This window comes from Roseivirga sp. AWQ4_251, assembly GCF_056158225.1.
The window spans coordinates 1,842,995-1,863,715 of the sequence record NZ_JBSWSW010000002.1 but is presented as its reverse complement, the minus strand read 5'-3'; the positions used below and the strand labels follow the sequence as shown (position 1 = coordinate 1,863,715).

14 protein-coding genes and 1 tRNA gene are annotated in these 20,721 nt (G+C 40.5%); 12 read left to right on the top strand and 3 right to left on the bottom strand.

Going from position 1 to position 20,721, the window contains the following annotated elements:
- Positions 1 to 71 precede the first annotated feature (71 nt).
- Positions 72 to 1,136, bottom strand: a complete 1,065-nt coding sequence (gene fbaA, locus ACXACJ_RS22035; protein ID WP_475136600.1) for a class II fructose-bisphosphate aldolase — start codon at positions 1,134 to 1,136, stop codon at positions 72 to 74.
- A 423-nt stretch (positions 1,137 to 1,559) separates the two neighbouring features.
- On the opposite strand from fbaA, the gene ACXACJ_RS22030 reads away from it, so the two are divergent.
- From ACXACJ_RS22030 to ACXACJ_RS22015, 4 genes are all read left to right on the top strand, one after another.
- Entirely contained in the window at positions 1,560 to 2,588 is a 1,029-nt protein-coding gene (locus tag ACXACJ_RS22030; RefSeq protein WP_475136599.1) for a LacI family DNA-binding transcriptional regulator, read from the top strand.
- Between the two features lie 141 nt (positions 2,589 to 2,729).
- Positions 2,730 to 5,132, top strand: coding sequence for a glycoside hydrolase family 31 protein (locus ACXACJ_RS22025; protein WP_475136598.1), 2,403 nt, complete (start codon positions 2,730 to 2,732; stop codon positions 5,130 to 5,132).
- 19 nt (positions 5,133 to 5,151) lie between these two features.
- Positions 5,152 to 6,504, top strand: coding sequence for an alpha-amylase family glycosyl hydrolase (locus ACXACJ_RS22020; RefSeq protein WP_475136597.1), 1,353 nt, complete (start codon positions 5,152 to 5,154; stop codon positions 6,502 to 6,504).
- Positions 6,505 to 6,552: 48 nt separating this feature from the next.
- Entirely contained in the window at positions 6,553 to 7,866 is a 1,314-nt protein-coding gene (locus tag ACXACJ_RS22015; RefSeq protein WP_475136596.1) for an MFS transporter, read from the top strand.
- 65 nt (positions 7,867 to 7,931) lie between these two features.
- Here the strand turns inward: ACXACJ_RS22015 and ACXACJ_RS22010 are convergent, their stop codons facing one another.
- Entirely contained in the window at positions 7,932 to 11,963 is a 4,032-nt protein-coding gene (locus ACXACJ_RS22010) for an Ig-like domain-containing protein (RefSeq protein WP_475136595.1), read from the bottom strand.
- Positions 11,964 to 12,159: 196 nt separating this feature from the next.
- Between ACXACJ_RS22010 and ACXACJ_RS22005 the strand changes: the two genes are divergently transcribed.
- The 6 genes from ACXACJ_RS22005 (at position 12,160) to ACXACJ_RS21980 (ending at position 16,807) form a co-directional block, all read left to right on the top strand.
- Positions 12,160 to 13,620, top strand: coding sequence for a M28 family peptidase (locus tag ACXACJ_RS22005; RefSeq protein WP_475136594.1), 1,461 nt, complete (start codon positions 12,160 to 12,162; stop codon positions 13,618 to 13,620).
- Positions 13,621 to 13,637: 17 nt separating this feature from the next.
- The gene (locus tag ACXACJ_RS22000) at positions 13,638 to 14,384 is read left to right on the top strand and encodes a sulfite exporter TauE/SafE family protein (RefSeq protein ID WP_475136593.1); all 747 of its coding nucleotides are present in this window, start codon (positions 13,638 to 13,640) and stop codon (positions 14,382 to 14,384) included.
- A gap of 492 nt (positions 14,385 to 14,876) precedes the next feature.
- Positions 14,877 to 15,458, top strand: a complete 582-nt coding sequence (locus ACXACJ_RS21995) for a Crp/Fnr family transcriptional regulator (RefSeq protein ID WP_475136592.1) — start codon at positions 14,877 to 14,879, stop codon at positions 15,456 to 15,458.
- Positions 15,459 to 15,513: 55 nt separating this feature from the next.
- Complete coding sequence (locus ACXACJ_RS21990; RefSeq protein WP_475136591.1) at positions 15,514 to 16,077, top strand: DinB family protein; 564 nt, start codon at positions 15,514 to 15,516, stop codon at positions 16,075 to 16,077.
- Between the two features lie 108 nt (positions 16,078 to 16,185).
- Positions 16,186 to 16,644, top strand: a complete 459-nt coding sequence (locus ACXACJ_RS21985; protein WP_475136590.1) for a YybH family protein — start codon at positions 16,186 to 16,188, stop codon at positions 16,642 to 16,644.
- Positions 16,634 to 16,807 carry a hypothetical protein gene (locus tag ACXACJ_RS21980; RefSeq protein WP_475136589.1) on the top strand — a complete coding sequence of 58 codons (174 nt, stop codon included), beginning with the start codon at positions 16,634 to 16,636 and terminating at the stop codon, positions 16,805 to 16,807. The genes ACXACJ_RS21985 and ACXACJ_RS21980 overlap by 11 nt, the downstream gene beginning before the upstream one ends.
- 2 nt (positions 16,808 to 16,809) lie before the next feature.
- On the opposite strand, the gene ACXACJ_RS21975 is transcribed toward ACXACJ_RS21980, so the two are convergent.
- Positions 16,810 to 19,209, bottom strand: a complete 2,400-nt coding sequence (locus ACXACJ_RS21975) for an ABC transporter permease (protein WP_475136588.1) — start codon at positions 19,207 to 19,209, stop codon at positions 16,810 to 16,812.
- A gap of 220 nt (positions 19,210 to 19,429) precedes the next feature.
- Between ACXACJ_RS21975 and ACXACJ_RS21970 the strand changes: the two genes are divergently transcribed.
- Together ACXACJ_RS21970 and ACXACJ_RS21965 are read left to right on the top strand one after the other, a co-directional pair.
- Positions 19,430 to 19,503, top strand: a tRNA-Ala gene (locus ACXACJ_RS21970).
- Between the two features lie 120 nt (positions 19,504 to 19,623).
- Complete coding sequence (locus ACXACJ_RS21965; RefSeq protein WP_475136587.1) at positions 19,624 to 20,721, top strand: adenylate/guanylate cyclase domain-containing protein; 1,098 nt, start codon at positions 19,624 to 19,626, stop codon at positions 20,719 to 20,721.

Here is a 20,721-nt window from a genome sequence, read left to right as displayed (position 1 = left end):
TTGAAGAGACCCCACAAAAAAAGCAGCTACTTTTCAGCAGCTGCTCTCTGTATTTCTAGAAGAAAGAAACCTTAATTTCTGTTTAAACAGTTAAGGTTTGTGAAAGCTTCTTCCAATCTTTTTACAATGCTTTCCTCACCTTTTCTCAACCAAACGCGTGGGTCGTAGAATTTCTTGTTAGGAGCATCTTCGCCAGTTGGGTTACCAATCTGACCTTGCAAATAATCCTTTTTATCGTTGTAGTAGCCATGAACGCCATCCCAGAAAGCCCACTGAATATCGGTATCGATGTTCATTTTGATTGAGCCATAAGTGGTTGCTTCTTTGATTTGAGCTGGCTCTGAACCTGAACCCCCGTGGAATACGAAGAAAACTGGCTTATCTTCAGTAGCAAATTTCTCTTTGATATAGTCTTGAGAGTTTTTCAAGATTTCAGGCTTCAATTCTACGTTACCTGGTTTATAAACTCCGTGAACATTACCGAAAGAAGCTGCAATGGTAAAGATATCACCTACTTTTCTTAAAGTTTCAAAAGCTTGTGCTACCTCTTCTGGCTGAGTGTAAAGTCTTGAAGAATCAACATCGGTGTTATCTACACCATCTTCTTCACCACCTGTAATACCCAATTCGATTTCGATACCCATTTCAAGGGCATTCATTCTTTCGAAATACTTAGCACTGATTTCTAAGTTTTCTTCCAAAGATTCTTCAGAAAGGTCGAGCATGTGAGTACTGAACAAAGGCTGCCCGTGTTGCTTGTAGTATTTCTCACCAGCATCCAACAAACCATCGATCCATGGCAATAATTTTTTAGCAGCATGGTCGGTGTGCAAAATTACCGGAACACCGTAGTGCTCAGCCATTAAATGCACGTGCATAGCACCAGAAATAGCACCTTGAATAGAGGCATTGTAATCATCGTTGCTCAATGATTTACCCGCGTAAAATGCAGCTCCACTTACTGAAAATTGAATGATTACCGGTGAATTCACCTTTTTAGCAACCTCTAATACGGCATTCACGGTATTAGTACCAGTTACGTTTACTGCCGGTAAAGCGAACTCATTCTCTTTGGCATATTTTAAGCAGTCTTTAAGCTCTTGGCCATAAAGCACACCACTTCTAAATCTTGACATGTGTTTTTTATTTTGTTCTTAATAACTGTGGATCAAAGAAACGAAAATTTCCTCTGTATATGAATGGATTAATTGTGTAAAGCTAACCTCTAGGCTTAAAGCACTTATAGCGCATAAATGCGCTATAAGTAAAGTAAACTATAATAGAAATGGAGGAAATTGCTTTTTACAATTTTGATGGAAACGTTCTCCCGAGCCGCTTCTCCTCAAATACATGTTGAAAGTAGATATAATTAGCCGAAATTTCAATGTCGGTATATACGCTCACAGGCTCCAAAAAGCAAGTGCAATCGTTTGAAACAGCCCAAATTTAAAATTTAGATACTAAATATTTTTTCATTTTTTTTCTGTCAGCGGCAGCCCAGACGAAATATATAGGCGTAATTTAGAGTATTACCAATACAATCGAAGAATACAGCGAAGATGAAAAGCGGGCAGGTTACTATAAAAGACATAGCGAAAGAACTTAACATATCGTGCTCTACGGTTTCGCGGGCATTGAAGGATTTTCCTGGCATAAGCCCTAAAACAAGAAAGGCCGTGGTTGACCTTGCTAATAAGTATAACTATCGCCCAAATGCCATTGCGTTAAGCCTCAGAAATCAAAAAACCAACATCATAGGCGTGATCATTCCCGAAACGGTTCACTTCTTTTTCTCTACTGTAATTAGCGGAATAGAAGATGAAGCCATGAAAGAAGGCTATAATGTAATGATTTGCCAGTCCAACGAATCGTACGAGCGCGAGGCCGACAGCATTGACGCCTTAATGAGTGCCCGAGTAGATGGTTTATTGGTTTCCATTTCGAGAGAAACTTCCGATTTGAAACACCTTCAGAAGGTTCGAGACGAAGGAACCCCTTTGGTTTTCTTCGATAGATTGGTAGAAGGCATGAACGCCAGCAGTGTGATTGTTGACGATTATGAAGGCGCTTACGATGCCACAGTACACCTGATTGAACAAGGTTGTAAACACATTGTCCATTTGGGTGGACCTGAAAACCTGATTCTAAGTCGTAAAAGAAAAGAAGGCTATATCAGCGCCCTCGAAGACCATAACATTCCGATTGATGAATCGCTAATTGTAGAATGCAGGGAAGGCAAAAACGAACTGGCCGAAAAACTCTTTAGTGATCTATTGGCTACAGGAAAGCAAATTGACGGTGTTTTTGCCAACAACGATATGGCAGCTCTTGGCGTGCTAGCCTCCACTAAAAAGCATAATTTAAAAGTACCCGAAGACATTGCCATCATCGGCTTTAGCGATTGGCAATTCTGCGCCTTGTTAGAACCTGCGCTCAGCAGTGTCAATCAATTGGGTTACGAAATGGGTAGAGAAGCTGCCCGACTTATGCTTGATGAAATCAACAATGAAGACAACACACGCAAAAGCCAGATTTCCATTTTGGAGCCTGTAATCATCCCGAGAGCCTCATCTTTAAGAAAAGCATAAACTTTTTGCAAACGTTTGAAATCGGCTTCAGCTCAAATTGAAGGGTTTTGCTCTACAGCAGCCTCTTTTACTAGCTTTATTTTCTTTAATATTAGTCTCTATTTTATTGAAAAGAAGAAAAATTCTAAGCTGAAATAATCGATGAGCCTCAGAAATAAAAGTGTCGGGAATGTAATTCAAGCCGAAGTAAAGGCTGGTTTTATCCAAGGAAAAACAGACGATCATCAGTTCAAATTAACGCCATATGGCCAGAACATAGTCAGAGTTCAGGTTTCCAAATACGATCAATTTGACTTCAATCCTTATGCTGTCATTGCCGAACCCAATCATACAGGCTTCTCGCTTACCGACCAAGGCCATCAGTTCGAACTCAGCTCTTCTGCTTTAAAATGCTACGTTCAAAAATCACCTTTCAGAGTAAGGTTCGAAAACCAAAAAGGTGAATTGCTAAATGCTGACGACAGCAGCTTTGGTGTGAGCTGGTTAGGCGAAGAAGTTACTTGCTACAAACAACTTGCTGCTGATGAAATATTCTTAGGCCTGGGTGAAAAAACGGGTGGATTAAACCGCAGAGGAAGTTCTTATGACAACTGGAACACAGATGCATTCGCCTTTGGCAACGATACCGATCCGCTCTATTTGTCTACTCCATTCTATATAGGCGTTCGCGAAGGCAGGCCATACGGTATTTTCTTCGATAACACGCACAAAACCCACTTCAACTTTGGCGCTTCAAACAACGATCGCTTTGCATATTTCAGTGCTGAGGCGGGCGACATGAATTACTATTTCATTCAAGGAGATACGGTAGCGGATGTTATTCAGCATTACACAGCCCTTACAGGAAGGATTCAAATGCCACCACTTTGGAGTTTAGGTTTTCAGCAGTGCCGCTACAGTTATTATCCTGATTTTGAAATTGAAACGGTCGCTAAAACCTTCCGCGATAAAAAAATCCCAGCGGATGTCATCTACTTCGACATCCACTATATGCAAAACTACAAGGCCTTCACTTTCGACAACGAAACTTTCCCTGATCCAAAATCTCTGATTGCCAAGTTGGAATCTATGGGCTTTAAGGTGGTTGTAATTCTAGATCCGGGAATAAAAACAGAACAGGGTTATGGCACTTATGACCGTGGAATAGCGGAAGATGTTTTCGTGAAATATCCTGACGGAAGTAAGTTCGAAGCAAGCGTTTGGCCGGGCAATAGTCATTTCACAGATTTCACTTCTGAAAAAGGAAGAAATTGGTGGGCGCAAGAAATGAAGTTCTACACCGATATGGGGTTAGAGGGCTTTTGGAACGACATGAACGAACCTGCCTGCTGGGGCCAAGACATGCCCGATTTGATCGAATTCGATTTTGAAGGCGAACAGGTTTCGCATAAAACGGCCAGAAATGTTTACGGCCAGCAAATGGTTCGCGCTACCTACGAAGGCGCCCGAAAATTTCTAGGTAATAAAAGACCATTCACTTTAACCCGTTCGGGTTACTCTGGCGTTCAGCGCTACTCAGCCGTTTGGACGGGCGATAATGTGGCCGGAGATGATTATATGTTACTTGGCGTTCGCTTGGTAAACAGCTTGGGGTTAGCCGGCATTCCGGTTGGCGGTTACGACATTGGTGGCTTTGTGGGCGAAAGCAGTCCTGCATTATTTGCACGATGGCTGGCGGTAGCCTCATTTGCTCCGTTTTTCAGAGTTCATTCCATGATCAACAGCCGCGATTCCGAACCTTGGGCTTATGGCGAAGAGGTGGAAGAAATCGCTAGAAACTATATCAACCTTCGATATAAACTGTTGCCTTACTTCTATTCGCTATTCTACCAAGCGCATAAAACGGGATTACCCATAAACAGAACCCTGGCCATTGACTTCACCAACGACCACAATGTTTACGGAGGAAACGCCCAAAGCGCCTTTACGTTAGGCAAATGGATTTTGGTTTGCCCAACGGTAAGCACTCAAGAATTTGCTAAAATTTATCTTCCAGAAGGAAATTGGTATAATTTCTTTACCGATGAAAAACACCACGGCCAGCAACATATGATTGTGGAAACTGTGATGGAAGACCTTCCTGTTTTCGCCAAAGAAGGCAGTATTATCCCAATGCAATCGGGAGTTCAGCATACCAGAGAAGCGCATGACGGCACTTTGAAACTGCATGTTTATTATGGTGAAGTAAAAACCAGCCAGGTGATTTATGAAGATGATGGAGAAACCTTCGATTTTGAGCAAGGTGCTTTTTCAGAAAGAACTGTTCTGTTCGATGCAGAAAATCACAGCCTGACCATTGAAAAGCAGACGGAAAATTTCGCTTCAAAATTCAAAAAGGTGAACATTTACCTTCATGGTTTCAGTCAAAATGATTTCAATTTAAATGGAAATGCCGCAAACCTTCAGTTCGAAAACCTAACCTTGCTCGATCCAATTACTGAATTTGATCCATTGCCACAAAGGCATAAGAAGCATCTTCAAATAAAAGATCTTAAATTTATTGAGGCTGATTTTTCGCAGGAAGCTATACAACTGACCTGGTAAGCCTTTAAACCAATCCGACATGAAAAAAAGTATTCTACTCGCTGCAATCGTTTTCTTCTGCTTCGCTTGTGCTCCTAAGAATGAAAAACAAGAGGAAGAAAAACCTTCAGAAGGCCTCGTTCATCCTGAATGGAGCAAAGACGATGTGATTTATGAAGTGAATATCAGACAGCATACGCCCGAAGGCACTTTCAATGCTTTTGCCGCAGATATACCAAGGTTAAAAGCCATGGGAATTGATATTTTATGGATTATGCCCATTCATCCAGTGGGTGAAAAGAACAGAAAAGGCACTCTGGGAAGCTATTATTCCATTACGGATTACAAGGCTGTAAATCCAGAATTCGGCACCAAAGAGGATTTCAGGAATTTGGTAAAAACAGCCCATGACAATGACATGAAACTCATTATCGACTGGGTTGCCAACCATACGGCTTGGGACCACCCATGGACCGTAAGTCATCCCGAGTATTTCAACCTAACGGAAGATGGAGAATTTCAGCCTCCGGTAGCTGATTGGTCCGATGTTATCGACCTTAATTATGATAACCCAGAAATGCGCACCGCCATGTTGGATGCCATGAAATATTGGGTAGCTGAATTTGACATTGATGGCTATCGTTGCGATGTAGCCGAAAGTGTTCCTACCGATTTCTGGAATAAAGCCCGCAAGGAATTGGACGCTATAAAACCAGTTTTCATGCTTTCCGAAGGCCAAGAGCCAGAACATCATGAAGAGGCTTTTGACATGACTTATGCTTGGGAATTGATGCACCTTATGAGGCAAGTTGCTTCTGGCGAAGCCAAACCTCAAGTAATCAAAGACATGTATGCTCGCGATTTTGAGCGATATACTGAAGGCTATTACAAAATGAACATTGTGACCAATCACGATGAAAACAGCTGGAACGGAACGGCCGATGAATTCTTCGGAGAAGGGCAGAATGCATGGTTTGTGTTTACCGCCACGACTTACGGAATGCCATTGGTTTATTCAGGTCAAGAAGCAAACAACAAAAAGCGGATTGAATTTTTCGAGAAAGATCCGATCGATTGGTCGGGAGGCTACGTGTTTTCCGATCTGTACAAAACCTTATTTCAGCTTAAAGAAGATAATCCTGCCCTTTGGAATGGCAACTTTGGAGGTTCTTTAGAATTCATCACCACTAACAATGACGATAGCATTTTAGCCTATAAAAGGGTAAAAGATGAAAATGAAGTAGTGGTGCTTTTAAACATCTCTGGAAAACCTGTGGACTTCACATTAGACAAAGATTACGGAGCGATGAAAGATGTGCTTAAAAAAACGAATACAGTTGTGGGCATTGAGCAGTCATTGCCAGCTTATGGATATAAAGTTTTTTCAAAATAAAAGATTATGGCTACTAAACCACGCTTAAGTTTTCTCCAAATATGGAATATGAGTTTCGGGTTTCTCGGAATTCAAATGGGCTTTGCATTACAGAATGCAAACGCCAGTAGAATACTCCAGATTTTTGGTGCCGATGTAGAAGAACTGTCTTGGTTCTGGATTGTCGCGCCACTTACCGGCATGATTGTTCAGCCGATTATCGGGCATTATAGCGACCGCACCTGGACAAAACTTGGAAGAAGAAGACCTTACTTTTTAACAGGAGCCATTCTAGCCTCCGTAGGTTTGGTGTTAATGCCTCAGGCAGATATGTTCATTGCCTTTTTACCAGCATTATGGGTTGGCGCGGGCTTCTTGATGATCATGGATGCTTCATTTAATGTTGCCATGGAACCCTTCAGAGCTTTGGTGGCCGACAAACTCCCAGGAGATCAAACCACCTTAGGTTTCAGTATTCAAACGGTTTTGATTGGAATTGGAGCTGTTATCGGTTCATGGCTGCCTTGGGCCATTACCAATTGGTTTGGAGTAGCCAATACCGCTGAGCCAGGTTCTGTACCCCCAAGTTTGATTATCTCCTTCATCTCCGGTGCTGTAGTTTTGATCGCCACTATTTTAATTACGGTTTCAACTACAAAAGAGTATAGCCCAGAAGAATCCGCTAGTTTTGATGAAAAGCCAGAAGAACCGATTCAAGAGGAAAACAATGGTTTCTTTCAGATTTTCAAAGATATTTCTGCTATGCCAGCCACGATGAAACAATTAGGGTTGGTTCAATTCTTTTCTTGGTTTGCATTGTTTGGCATGTGGGTGTTTACAACGCCAGCCATTGCCCATCACATTTGGGGGCTTCCTACAGATGACACTTCTTCTCAAGGTTTTCAGGATGCAGGTGATTGGGTAGGAATCATATTCGGGGTATACAACCTGGTTTCGGCTATTTACGCTTTCTTCCTCCCTTCATTAGCTTCCAAGTTGGGCAAGAAAAGAACCCATTCAATTTCTTTAATCATTGGTGGATTAGGTCTTATATCCATGTATTTCGCACCTGATAAGAATTGGCTGATCGGCTCGATGGTTGGAGTCGGCATCGCTTGGGGAAGCATTTTAGCAATGCCATATGCTATTCTTGCGGGCTCAATTCCAGTTAAAAAGATGGGGATTTATATGGGGCTTTTTAACTTCTTTATTGTAGCCCCTCAAATTATAAATGCCATTATCGGTGGGCCAATTGTAAAAAGTCTTTACGGAGGAAATGCTATGTATGCGATTGTTACTTCGGGTGTATTTATGATTCTGGCTGCTTTTAGTTTACGTTTTGTAAAAGATCCTGACACTCAACCCACCACCTTAAAATTGTAAAAGAAAGTAAACTGTCGTTTATAAAAAAAGCAGCCTGAGGGCTGCTTTTCTTTTTTTGACATCTTCTATTTCTGAATTGTGAGCTTCTTGCTTATTCTCACTCCTTCTTCAGTGAAAGCCGATAAGACATATATTCCATGACTGTAACTACTAACGTCTAATTTGAGGGTGCTCTCTTCCATTTTCTCTTTCTCATAAACCAGTTCTCCCATAATATTTGTGAGCCTAATTGTTGGTTGGTTCCCAAAGCCATTCAAGGCTATATTGAGAAGCCCTGATGCTGGATTAGGGTAGAGAACGATTTCGTAAGATTCAATTGTATCAGCCTCTTCTCCAAAGCCTCCGAAAGCTAAAGAAGGGCCAGACAATACTCTATTAGTTTGAAAATTCAAGGTAGTTTTATCGTCAATACCTTCATAGAATATACCCCTGTCGTCCTTCAATGCCGTATTATTAATGTTAAGAAAAGCATTTTTATTGATAGGCAGAGGTCTTGTAATGTCAATCGACAAAACCATTCCGTCTATTGAAATATTTGGATGATTAATTCCCTTGCTCCATAAAACCTCGTCATTTTCTGCATCCTTAATCGTTATTTCTCCAGCCCCTTTATAAATCTCACGATCAAAGGTTAATGAAATAGTAGTCCCTCTAAATCCGATTTCATTATCGGTTGGGTTGCTACTTATCATTTTAGGTCTTGCCGCTGTGGAAAAGTAAAGATCCGTTTTGGTTAAGATCCCTGAATAAAACAGTCCGTCTTCATCCCTGATCGCCTTTGAGTTGATATTTATATAATAGTCGTTTTCATATTCTAGAGCGTCATCCAAGCTTATGGATAATTGAGAACCTGAAATTTTCACACGAGGATGATTGATGCCGGAACTCCAAACCACTGAATGGTTGAGAGCATCCTTAATTGTTATACTTCCAAACCCTTTTTCAATACCCCTGTTAAATGTCAAGGTCATTGTATTCTGCCATACGTCCTCCTGACCAACAATTGGATTTGAAGTTACTAGCACAAGGTCCGTTTTGGTAGAAAAAGCCAAGTCGGAATTGTTAGTGATTCCCTCGAAGTATGCGCCATCCTGACTTTTTAAAGCCTCTGGCTCTATATTCAAGTAAACCTGCTTGTTCAATGGTAAAAGGGATCTCAAACTCAACGAAACTGTATTGCCCTCAATGGATACGGAAGGGTGTCTAACCCCAACTTTCCATAATTCATTATCATTAGATGCATCATGAATAGAAATAGACCCCATGCCTTTTTCCATTGGTTTATCGAAGGTTAACGAAACAGACTTTCCGTAAAACTCATTGCCCCCAGCTAATGGTAAAGACGAAACCAAGTTAGGCTTATCGCCCAAAACCTCAAGTATAAAAGTCTGCTTTGTACTTCCATTAAATGGATCTCTAGCTTTTAGGGAAATCTTATATTTCCCAATCTCAGGCTCTCCGATATTCTTCAAACTAGGAGAAGGGAAGGTGATTTTATATATTTTTTCATCTTCTGAATTTCCGAAGTAAACATCTCCATTATTTGATACTACCAAGTTCTGAGAAATTAATTCTCCACCTTCTTTGATATAGCTTTTGGCGATCGTAGAAACTACTCCTTCTTTAGAAATCCTTTTAATTCCGGTGCTTACTTGATTCGACAAATAAATATTTCCATGATTATCGACAGACAATTCTCCGGGGTCTGTAAACTGAGCACCTGTTCCTGTCCCATCTTTATTGCCCTTTATGGAAGAACCAGCTACTACAATGCTCTGGCCTTGAGGCGAAATTTTGACAATCATGCTAGAATTTAAACTGGCATAAAGGTTACCCTTTTTGTCTAGATCGATATCACCTAGTGAATAATCATTAGGATTGCCTATTGAACCGCCTTCACCCAATAATATCGATACCACGCCATTTTCTTCGACCTTCAAGATTCGACCATGGTATTTTTGACCTATACCGTTTAAAAGATTATCTGAAATATATAGAGTACCCTTGTTATCCAGTGCTAAAGATTCTAGTCTGTTAAAAGAAAAAGGTTCTCCAGCTGAATTTACAAAAGGGTTATTTGAAGGGCTCATCAAGGTGCTTATTATGCCCTCCTTATTAATGGTCTTAATTTTCTTTGATTGATCAATCACGTATACCGTTTTTGATGCATCAACAGCTAAATCATTTAGCCACGTAAAATTTATTTGCTCTCCAATCCCATTATCAGACTTTTCAGTGGCCAACACCGATTTCTCACCCTCTGGATTTATTTTTAAGACACTGACTCTTGTTGCCCAATAGACATTTCCAAATTGATCGATATCCATTCCATAAAAGTCCGAATAGCTATCATCATTAGATCCTGCAAAAACGGAAACATTCACTTGAGGAAACTGAAGTGCCATCCAAGAAGGGAGCCCTTCTGCCGAATACTCTATTTTATCTCCATCCAAATCCGTGGCGTCAATTGTATAGTTATAATTGTCACTCTCTCGAATTTGGCTGAGAGGTTGGGAGGTGAAAACTGGTGCGGTTTCGCTAAGGTTCAATACGGTAATGTTTACAAGCTTGGAAGACTCATATTGACCATTGCTCGCTTTTATCTCAATTTCATAAATGTTATCTGAGTTTGCATCTATTTGATTTTCAAAATCAGGAGCCGTTTTAAAGGAAACGACATCTTCATTTATATCAAAAAGGGCTTCATCCCTAACATTACCAAGGCTGAACACCACATCTTCATTGTCTAAAACAACAATTTTGTAAGCTGCACCTGTTGAATTTTCATCAATTGCCACACTGGATGCTGAAGTAATAAGAGGAGCAGAAGAAACATCAATAACAAAAGTTTGAAAAGCTTCACCTCCTTTACCATCTGAGGCTTTCAAATTAATTTCATAGCTACCTTCATTCCCATTAGGCTCTCCGCTTAGCCTCACAATTGGGAATTCCAGTTTTCGAATATTGCGCAATACAGCCTCCAGAACATACAAATTTCCAAGTTTGTCTCTCGCTATAGATTTGGCGTCTCTAAAAGCAGCATCTTCACCCAAACCGTTTCTTATTGATGCCTCTTCAAAAGTACCTGCGACTGTAATTACTTCTCCTTCTGGACTTACTTTTCGAATGGAGGTTTTTGAGGATATATAAATATTGCCCAATTCATCAGTTTTAATTCCACCTGCGTTAGGAAAAGTAGCATCAGTTCCTGTACCATCATGATCGATATCAGAAGAAAGGTTTCCAGCAACTGTAGACACTATACCTTCTGGTGAAATTTTTCTTAACACAAACTCAGATAACACATATAGGTTTCCTTCCTTATCGAAATCTAGGTCTCTAATGGCCCCAAATCTGGCTTCTTCTAATGTACCGTCTATATTCTCTTTGGTTAGTGTTCCTGCAAAAGTAGACACAACACCGTCAGGAGTAATTTTTCTAATGACTGAGGTTTCTGCTACATACAAATTCCCGAAAGCATCTATTGCCATGCTAGACGGGTTATATAATGCCGCTGAAGTGCCCGTTCCGTCTACTCTATTCTTTTGTCCAGAACCCGCCAAGGTGCTTACAATACCTTCGGGAGTAACCTTTCTAATGCGGTTATTCCTAAAATCGGAGACGTAAATATTATTTTCACTATCAAAAGCAATATCCTGTAGAAAATCGAATCTTGCCTGAGTTCCTTCTCCATTTGCAAAACCCGATTGCCAATCTAAACCTGCTAGAGTGGTTACTTTTCCTTCAACAACTTTCTGAATAGAATACCTTGTTGTAAAATATAAAACACCATTGTTATCTACCCCAACTGCTCTTGCATCATCAAGCACACTCTGCTTATCAACTGAAATTGTTGAAACAAGGGCTTCATCTGCTACCCTTAAATTCAACCACGTAGGTAAGTTCTCTACTGTGTATGAAATAGAATCCCCATCTATGTCTGAAACCTCTATATCATACACATACATTTCATCATGTTCATCAACTGATGTAATAGGTGTAGAAACAAAAACAGGGGGGGTATTTTGTCCAAAAACAAATTGCCCCGAGAAGAATAGTGTTGCAATACAAAGCGTAAAGCGCAAAAAGTGTTTCATAAAAAAGCAGATAAAAAGACTTGTCAAGAGTGTTAAAGAGAATGTTTTATGTCAAATAAAATTATATTTTTTCAACAAAAATCATTCTTTCTTCTTCCTTCATCAAAAACACAACACAATACCACCTCTTAAAAGAAAAGGACAATTAATCCAATTACTTTTACTTTATCTTTGGACAAACCTTAAAATCAAAATTATGTCACGGTCAATACTAATTGCCAGCCTCTTTTCACTGGTTATTTTTTCTTGCGCTCCCAAAAAGGACGACCAAGCCACAGTGTTCAAAAAAATTAATGAAGAAGCCTTAGCTAATTCTCGTGCTTACGAAACACTAGAAGAAGCTTCTAAAACCATCGGGCATCGCCTGACTGGTTCTGAAAATGGAGCTAAAGCAGAAGAATACACTTACAACCTGTTAAAGAGTTATGGCCTAGAAGTAGAATATCAGCCATTTGAAGTGGAATCATGGAGCCGTGGTGATATCGATGTGAAAATCGGTAACCAAGGAAGTTTAGAAAGCACTCCAGCAGTAACCCTTGCTCACTCTCCCGTAGAAGCAAACGTTTCAGGTGAGATTGTAGATATGGGCAATGGTGTAGATGCTGATTACGAAGCCAGACCCGATGCCGTAAAAGATAAAATAGCCTTAGTTTATATTGGCACTTTGCCAGACAGCCCAAAAGGCACTCCAGGTCTTCACCGCTCTGAAAAAACTGCCTTGGCGACTAAATACGGAGCAAAAGGAATTATCATCATCAATCAAGTAGATGGTGGCGTACTGCTTACTGGTACGGCTTCTGTAACAGGAAGTCTAATTCCAATCCCTGCTGTTTGTATTGGCAAAGAAGATGGAATGGCCTTGAAAGAAACCTTGAAATCTAAAAAGCAATTTGCTTCCATCAGCATGACAAACGAATCTGGATTGATCAAAGCCAGAAATGTTATCGCCACCATTAAGGGATCTGAATTTCCAGAAGAAAAAATCATAGTTGGAGGCCATTTGGATTCTTGGGATTTGGCAACAGGAGCCATCGACAACGGCATAGGTTCTTTCGCTGTATTGGATATGGCCAGAACATTCGCTGCTCTCGACCTTAAGCCAAAAAGAACGGTTCAGTTCGTAATGTTTATGGGTGAAGAGGAAGGACTGTTGGGTTCACGCTTCCTCGTTGACCAAGCTGTTGAAGACGGAACCATCGATCAGATTAAATATGTAATGAATCAGGATATGTCGGGCAATCCTGCTGGTTTTGGTACTGGCGGCCGACCTGAAGCGGAAGCCTTCTTCAAACAAGTTGGAAAAGAAATTATGGCCATTGATTCAACAACTTTTAAAAATCAAGTTTCAGGTGGAGCAGGACTTCACAGCGATCACCAGCCATTTATGCTTCAAGGGGTTCCTTATACTTCTCCAAGTTCTAGACTAGATAGAGCCATTTACGGATGCTATCATGCTGATTGTGACAGCTTCGATTTAGTGAACAAAGAGCATATGGTGAACAATGTGCGTTTCAGCTCCATGATGCTTTATGCTTTGGCCGATGCAGAAACGCTTCCTGCTAAAAAGCTAGATGATGCCGCTACCAAGAAATTCCTCGAAGACCACGACCTAAAACTAAAACTCCAAATCGGTGGCGATTGGAGATGGGATAACTAATTACCAATATTAGTCCATTGGATCTTTCGAACCTTCTCCTGCTTTTCGCAATCGGCCTTGTTGCTGGTGTGATTAACACCTTGGCGGGAGGAGGTTCTTTACTTACCTTGCCTGCACTGATTTTATTGGGCTTGCCTCCCAATGTGGCCAATGCTACCAACAGAATTGGTGTATTCTTTAATGGACTTCTTTCGTGGAGAGGCTATCATTCCAAAGGTGTAAAAGCCGAAGCCTACGACTTATGGCTAGGCGTATCTTCCTTTGTTGGAGCTATTTTGGGTTCATACATTGCGGTAGACATCAAAGGTGAAACCTTCAACAAAATTCTGGCAGCAGTTATTGTCTTTATTGTCGCTTATATGGTTTTTGGTAGAAGTCTTAAAACCACTGACGAAATCAAAACCGACCGAAAATCCAAGATTATTGGGTTAATCACCTTTTTCTTTATTGGTATTTATGGAGGCTTCATTCAAGCTGGCGTGGGCTACCTTATCATTGCTTCTATATCATTCATCCATAACTTCGGAATGGTCAAAATCAATTTGATCAAGTCGCTGACGGTGCTTATCTACACCCTTTCTGCTTTGGGAGTTTTTATTTATTCTGGTCTTATCAATTGGGAACTTGGACTTGCTTTAGCTGCAGGAAATGGAGCTGGTGGTTGGCTTACCAGCCGATGGAGCACTAGAGTAAACGAGAAATATATCCGCTACTTCGTCATGCTCACAGCTATTGCTTTTGCCATTAAGCTATTCTTCGGGTAGAAGTCAGAAGTCAGAAGTCAGAAGTCAGAAGTCAGAAGTCAGAAGTCAGAAGTCAGAAGTCAGAAGTCAGAAGTCAGAAGTCAGAAGTCAGAAGTCAGAAGTCAGAAGTCAGAAGTCAGAAGTCAGAAGTCAGAAGTCAGAAGTCAGAAGTCAGAAGTCAGATAGAGTGTAACTGCGTAAACTAATTAGGGTTACACATTTCGCCTTTTTCCCATCCCGAGGAACCTAGGGGTCTGGCTAAGCTTACAAAGAACTTTCAAATAGAAACCATCTTTCTTCTTCAATAGTAAGCCTTTGGGCTCCTTTTGCTCTGGATTAAACTTTTGCATAATCTTAATCTGATCAAGCAACCACAGAATTCGTTCCTCAGGTGTTCGCTCAAATCCTTGCTCGAGCACATAACGCTCTGCCTCCTTATGATTCTTATGGATTATCAGCTTTTTAGCCATACTTAAAGCTATCAAAAATGATTCCCTTTTAATAATTTCCAACATGGAAGAAATGTATGAAGGTCTTGGTAAAAGTATAGAGAAGTTTACCCCCTTAAGCAATTCGGCCTGGGCATTGGTAAAAGCTGAATGGAAGCCCTTTCATTATGAAAAAGGCGTATTGGTTACACAAGCAGGCTCGGTTGAAAAGTATTTCTACTTTATTCACGATGGATTGATGCGTGCTTTTTTCGAGAAGGATGATATAGAGCACAATCTCGGTTTTACCTATAAAGGAGACTACAGTGGGGTTTACGATTCATTTGTAATGCAGAAACCTTCTGACTGGAATCTGGAAACTTTGGCCGAAACTACAGGCCTAAGGATCAGCTTCTTTCAATTGGAAAAGCTTTACGTTGAAGTTCCTGAACTGAAAGAATGGACTTTCAAATTCAACCAGCAAGTGATGTTTGGGTTAGGTATTTTTCTCCGAAGCTTATTAGCAGATTCTGCTGAAGAGAGGTTTGAACGTTTGATGAAACAAAGCCCCCATGTAATTCAAATTGTACCTCAAAAGCATTTAGCTTCTTACCTCGGAATGACGCCCGAAACCTTTTCAAGAATGAGAAAAAAATGGGCAAGCTGAACTTGATTTATATCAAGAAAAGGCTGACTTTCTTTCATTTACTTTGTAATAAAAAATGCAGGTCGAAGCGAAAAAACATATCAACAACTCCATTCAACAATGCGAAAAGGCACTGTATGAAGTGGAACAAATTATTGATGGGCTTTCCGAGGAAACACTCAATACCCAAGAAGCTCCCGGAAAATGGAGTATACTTCAATGCTTAAAACACTTAAGTATGGCGGATGGCATTTATGTAGATAACATCAATAAAGCCTTTGATAAATATCCTCAGCAAACTGAAGCCGTTTTCAAATCACACTGGAAAGGTGACTATTTCACCAAAATGATTTCTCCAAAGCAGAATGGGGAAGTAAAAAACAACATGAAGACTATCAAGTCGATGGATCCTTCGCAGGCACTTGATTCAAAAGCCACAATCGATGAGTTTTTCACCATACACAAAGAGCTTATTGAACAGATAAAAAAGGCCGAAAACTACAACCTTAACAAAGTAAAAGTTCCAACGGCATTGGGGCCAGTGATTAAACTAAGGCTTGGTGATGCTTTCCGTTTTTTGCTCGGCCATTTGGACAGGCACATGCTTCAACTCCAAAGAATCAAAGAAGCGGTTATTTAAGCATTTCAGGCTTTAGAACAGGCACATTCTTGAACCGAAATAGGGTTTTGTGGGTTCCGTAGGTATTCAATAAACCTATTCTTACTTAACTTTGCGAAAAATTCGAAGATGAAGCGCCTGGCAGTAATCGGTATCGTGGGCTTTTGTTTAGCCTGCCAACCAAAAGTGGATGTAGAAGCAGAAAAGGAGGCCATTTTAAAAGCTTCAAAATCATTTTCAGAGGCTTACGTAAATCGGGATTTAGAAAAACAAATGAGCTTTTACACGGAAGATGCCGTGATCATACCTGGTGATAGGCCCATGATTAAAGGCAAAGAAGCTGTGAGCCAGTACTGGAACCTCCCTAAAACTGTTAAAGTTTTAGCGCATAAATCCACTTCTTCCAAACTAGAGATAAACGATAAATTGGCAACTGACTATGGCGTTTATGAAGGGAAAACCGTGCGCAATGGAGACACTACCAGTTTTCGCGGTCAGTATGTAATCACTTGGAGAAAAGGAGAAGACAGCCAATGGCGAATGTCAATCGATATGTGGTCTTCTTTAGATAACCTTTATGGCAAATAAGGCCGCCAGAAAATATGGTAAAAGGCCGCCAGGCTTTGGCTTGATCACAGGCCTTGCCCTAGGAATTGGCACAGGCATAATTATAGAAAACCTGCCCATCGGTATTGGAGTAGGAATAGCGATGGGCTTAGGCTTTGAGTTTCTTAATAGACTTAGAAAATAATCTTACTCATTTCTCAGTCGCTGCGAAGGATTAGAAATAGCCGCTTTAACAGTTTGAAAACTGATGGTTATAAATGCAATTAAAGCTGAAATGATGGCCGCGAATACAAAAGGCATCGCCCCTAAATCGATTCGATAAGCATAGCCTGCAAGCCAATCCGACATAAAGTACCAAGCCACTGGCGAGGCCAACACAACCGCGACAATGATCAAAATGAAAAATTCTTTGGACAGAATCCCCACAATTTGATTTACCGAAGCGCCCAAAACCTTTCTGATACTGATTTCTTTTCCTCGCTGCGAAACCGTAAACGAAGCCAAACCAAACAATCCCAAACAGGCTAAGAAAATGGCCAAACTTGAAAAAATAGTAAACAGCTGACTTCTCTGTGTTTCTGCCTCATAAAGATTATTGAAACGGTCGTCCAAGAAATTGAAGTTTATAGGAGTGTTGGGCGAAAAGCCTGCGTAGAGATCATCAATTTCTTCTACCACATTTTTAAGATTAGAACCTTCTATTTTAATGGATAGATTTCTCATTTGATCAGGCCTGTTCATCATAATCACGGGAACAATCTCACTCTGCAAAGATTCAAAATGGAAATCCTCAGTTACACCAATCACTTTTCCGCGAACGCCACCATAAATCATATTTTGACCAATTGCTGCTTCAGCACTTCCCCAACCAATAATTTCTACAGCTTTTTCATTCAAAATAAAAGTTGCCGAATCGGTTGAGTAATCCTTTGAGAAATTTCGCCCACTGGCTAAGTCCATTTTATAAGTTGGGATAAAATCTGGATCGACAGACAACACCTTAATTACCACTTGAGTTGCCTGCATTTCACCATTAACTTCCGCCTGTGCTCCTTGGGAATCCAACAGCTGCCCTGAAGGAACACGGCTCGATCCGCCAACAGATTTTACACCTTGAATACGCAACAGTTCATTTTTGAATGCATCGTATTGATTGGCTACTTCTTGGCTCACGCCCATAATCATCATCTGCTCCTTTTCGTAGCCCAATTTTTTATTTTGGATGAAATTCAATTGCTCAAAAACAACCAACGTAGAAACAATAAGAATGACAGAAATGGTGAATTGAACCACAACCAAGACTTTTCTCAGCAGACCGCTTTTTGCGCCAGAAGCCAATTTCCCTTTCAATACCTTTAAGGGTTGAAATGAAGAAAGGTAAAAAGCAGGATAACTTCCTGAAAGAACGCCAACCACTAGCGCACTGGCTAAAATTATAGCAATAAGGCCAGCATTTTCACTAAGGTCGAAAACCAAATTGAGGCCTGTAAAGTCTCTGAAGTAGGGCAAAATCAAACTTGTTGCTAGCGTTGCCACCAACACAGCAAAAAACACCAGCAAAATAGATTCTACCAAAAATTGATTGATCAGCTTGCCCTTTCCTGCTCCAAAAACTTTTCTCATTCCCACTTCCTTCGCCCTATTGGCAGAACGCGCAGTGGCTAAATTCATGTAATTAATACAGGCTATGGCCAAAATCAAAAAGGCGATTCCCGCAAAAATGTAGATATAAGAAATATCGCTATTCAGGCCTTGCTCATCGGAAAGGTTTGAATGCAAGTGAATATCGGTCAGTTTTTGAATGTGAATATCCGTCCAAGTATTGGCGTTTTCACCAATATGGCTGACAAGAAAATCTTCCTTTCTACGCTCGATTTCATCAATTCTTCCGTCAGGTTTCAGCGTAAAAAGGGTCGTGAAATTATTGCTACCCCAATTTTGCATCATGGCTTCTCGGCCACCATAAAAAGCTTCGATGCCACTAAAATCGGCCATCATATCAATTTGGAAGGACGAATTATCAGGCAGTTTTTCATAAACTCCGCGAACGATTAAATCTATTTGGGAAAGGAAATTGACCGTTTTTCCAATAGGATCCTCATCACCAAAATACTTGGTAGCCATTTCGTCAGAAATCACCAAAGAACCAGGCTGTGAAAGAGCTGCTTTTAAATCCCCTTCAATAGTATTAAAGGTGAGAATTTCTGCGAATTCGGGGTCGGCAAAACCGAAATCACTTTCTACAAAAAGCTTATCCTTGTACTTTACCGGCCCACCGACAGTCATAAATCGGCCAATTTTCTCGATTTCTCCCGAAAAATCTTCCCTCATTAAAGGACCAAATGGAGGAGCTACTCTGGATAAATGAAGAGATGTAGAACCATCGGGGCTCTTAAACTCTCGCGTAACCCGATAAATGTTATCGGCATTGTTATGAAAACGATCGTAACTCAGCTCTTCGCTGATGTACAAGCCAATCAGCATACAACAGGTTAGGCCTACGGCCAATCCAGAGATGTTGATAAAAGAAAAAGCTTTTTGCTTTTTAAAGCTGCGGAGCGCAACCTTAATGTAGTTTTTTAGCATGATGTTGTTGTTTTATGTTTTGACCAAAAAATGAAAAACTCATGACCAGTGAGATCGTCCAAGAATTTAAAGATACATTTTTTTCAGAAAGTAACTACTTTCATTAATACCAAACCTCAATGTAAAGGGTTCTGCAAGAACAATTTAGCGCAAAATTTATTGAAAAACGTTTAGCAAATTGCTAGAATATAAATTCAACCCTTATATTTGCGCACTCTTAGGGGGTTTAGCTCAGCTGGCTAGAGCGCTACACTGGCAGTGTAGAGGCCACCGGTTCGAATCCGGTATCCTCCACAAAAAAGGTCATCTTCACGATGGCCTTTTGTGTTTTAGCTTTACCTCACTTGTGTTTCTTCAAGGCTTTTCTCTATCTTCATTATTGCCTTATCACATAATATTTTTTCAAAAAGCCTGATGTCTTTTTCACTTTCTCCCAAAATCAAAAGAAATATATCCCGAATTCTGCCCTTCGGCATCATTTGGCTTATTGCAGGCTGGGCAATATTACTTATTGAAGGCCTTGCCACCAACTACGAAAATCCTGATCCGGAAACGGCCATAACCCTCACTCTCTCAGTATTTCTCTTTGCAAGTTTTGCCGTAATGGTGGTTGGGCTGATTGTTGGCACAATCGAGATTATTTGGCTCGAAAAAGTCTTCCGAAAGAGAAGCTTTGCCCAAAAACTCTTTTACAAACTGATTTTGTACACACTCTTGATGCTGGTAATTATCAGTGTTACTTACCCCATAGCAGCAGGTTTGGAACTTGGCATTTCTCCGCTAGACGGTGAAGTTTGGGCAAAATTCCTTCATTATTTAAATAGTAGAACGTTTGCCAGCACTTTGTTTTCTATGAGTATAAGCCTGTTTTTATGCTTTTTCTATGCGGGAATCAGTGAAAACCTTGGGCACAAGGTGTTAATCAACTTCTTTACAGGCAAGTATCATAGCCCTAAAGTAGAAAAGCGGATTTTCATGTTTCTAGACATGAAATCATCGACCACAGTGGCTGAAAAGCTTGGTCATATTCGCTATTTCGATTTTCTGAGAGAATATTATGACGACCTCTCCGAAGGCATAATTGCGCATCAGGGAGAAGTATATCAATACATTGGAGATGAAGTGGTGGTGTCTTGGAAGTTTGAGGCTGGCCTGGCTGAAAACAATTGTTTGAAATGCTTCTTCGCTATGAAAAACGACCTTGAAAAACGCTGGGATTTCTACAGAAAGAAATTTGATTTTGAACCTCAATTCAAGGTCGCTATGCACTTTGGAGAAGTAACCACGGGTGAAATTGGGGCTCTTAAAAAGGAAATATTCTACACTGGTGACGTGCTCAATACTACTTCCCGAATTCAAGGCCTTTGTAATTATTATGGAGAAGACTTACTGATTTCTGAAGCTCTTTACCAACATTTAGACCTGAACCAAATGTATACCGCCAAACCTCTTGGTACTGCGGAATTGAAAGGGAAAGAAGGAGCCACTTCAATTGTGGCTATTCGGGCTTAG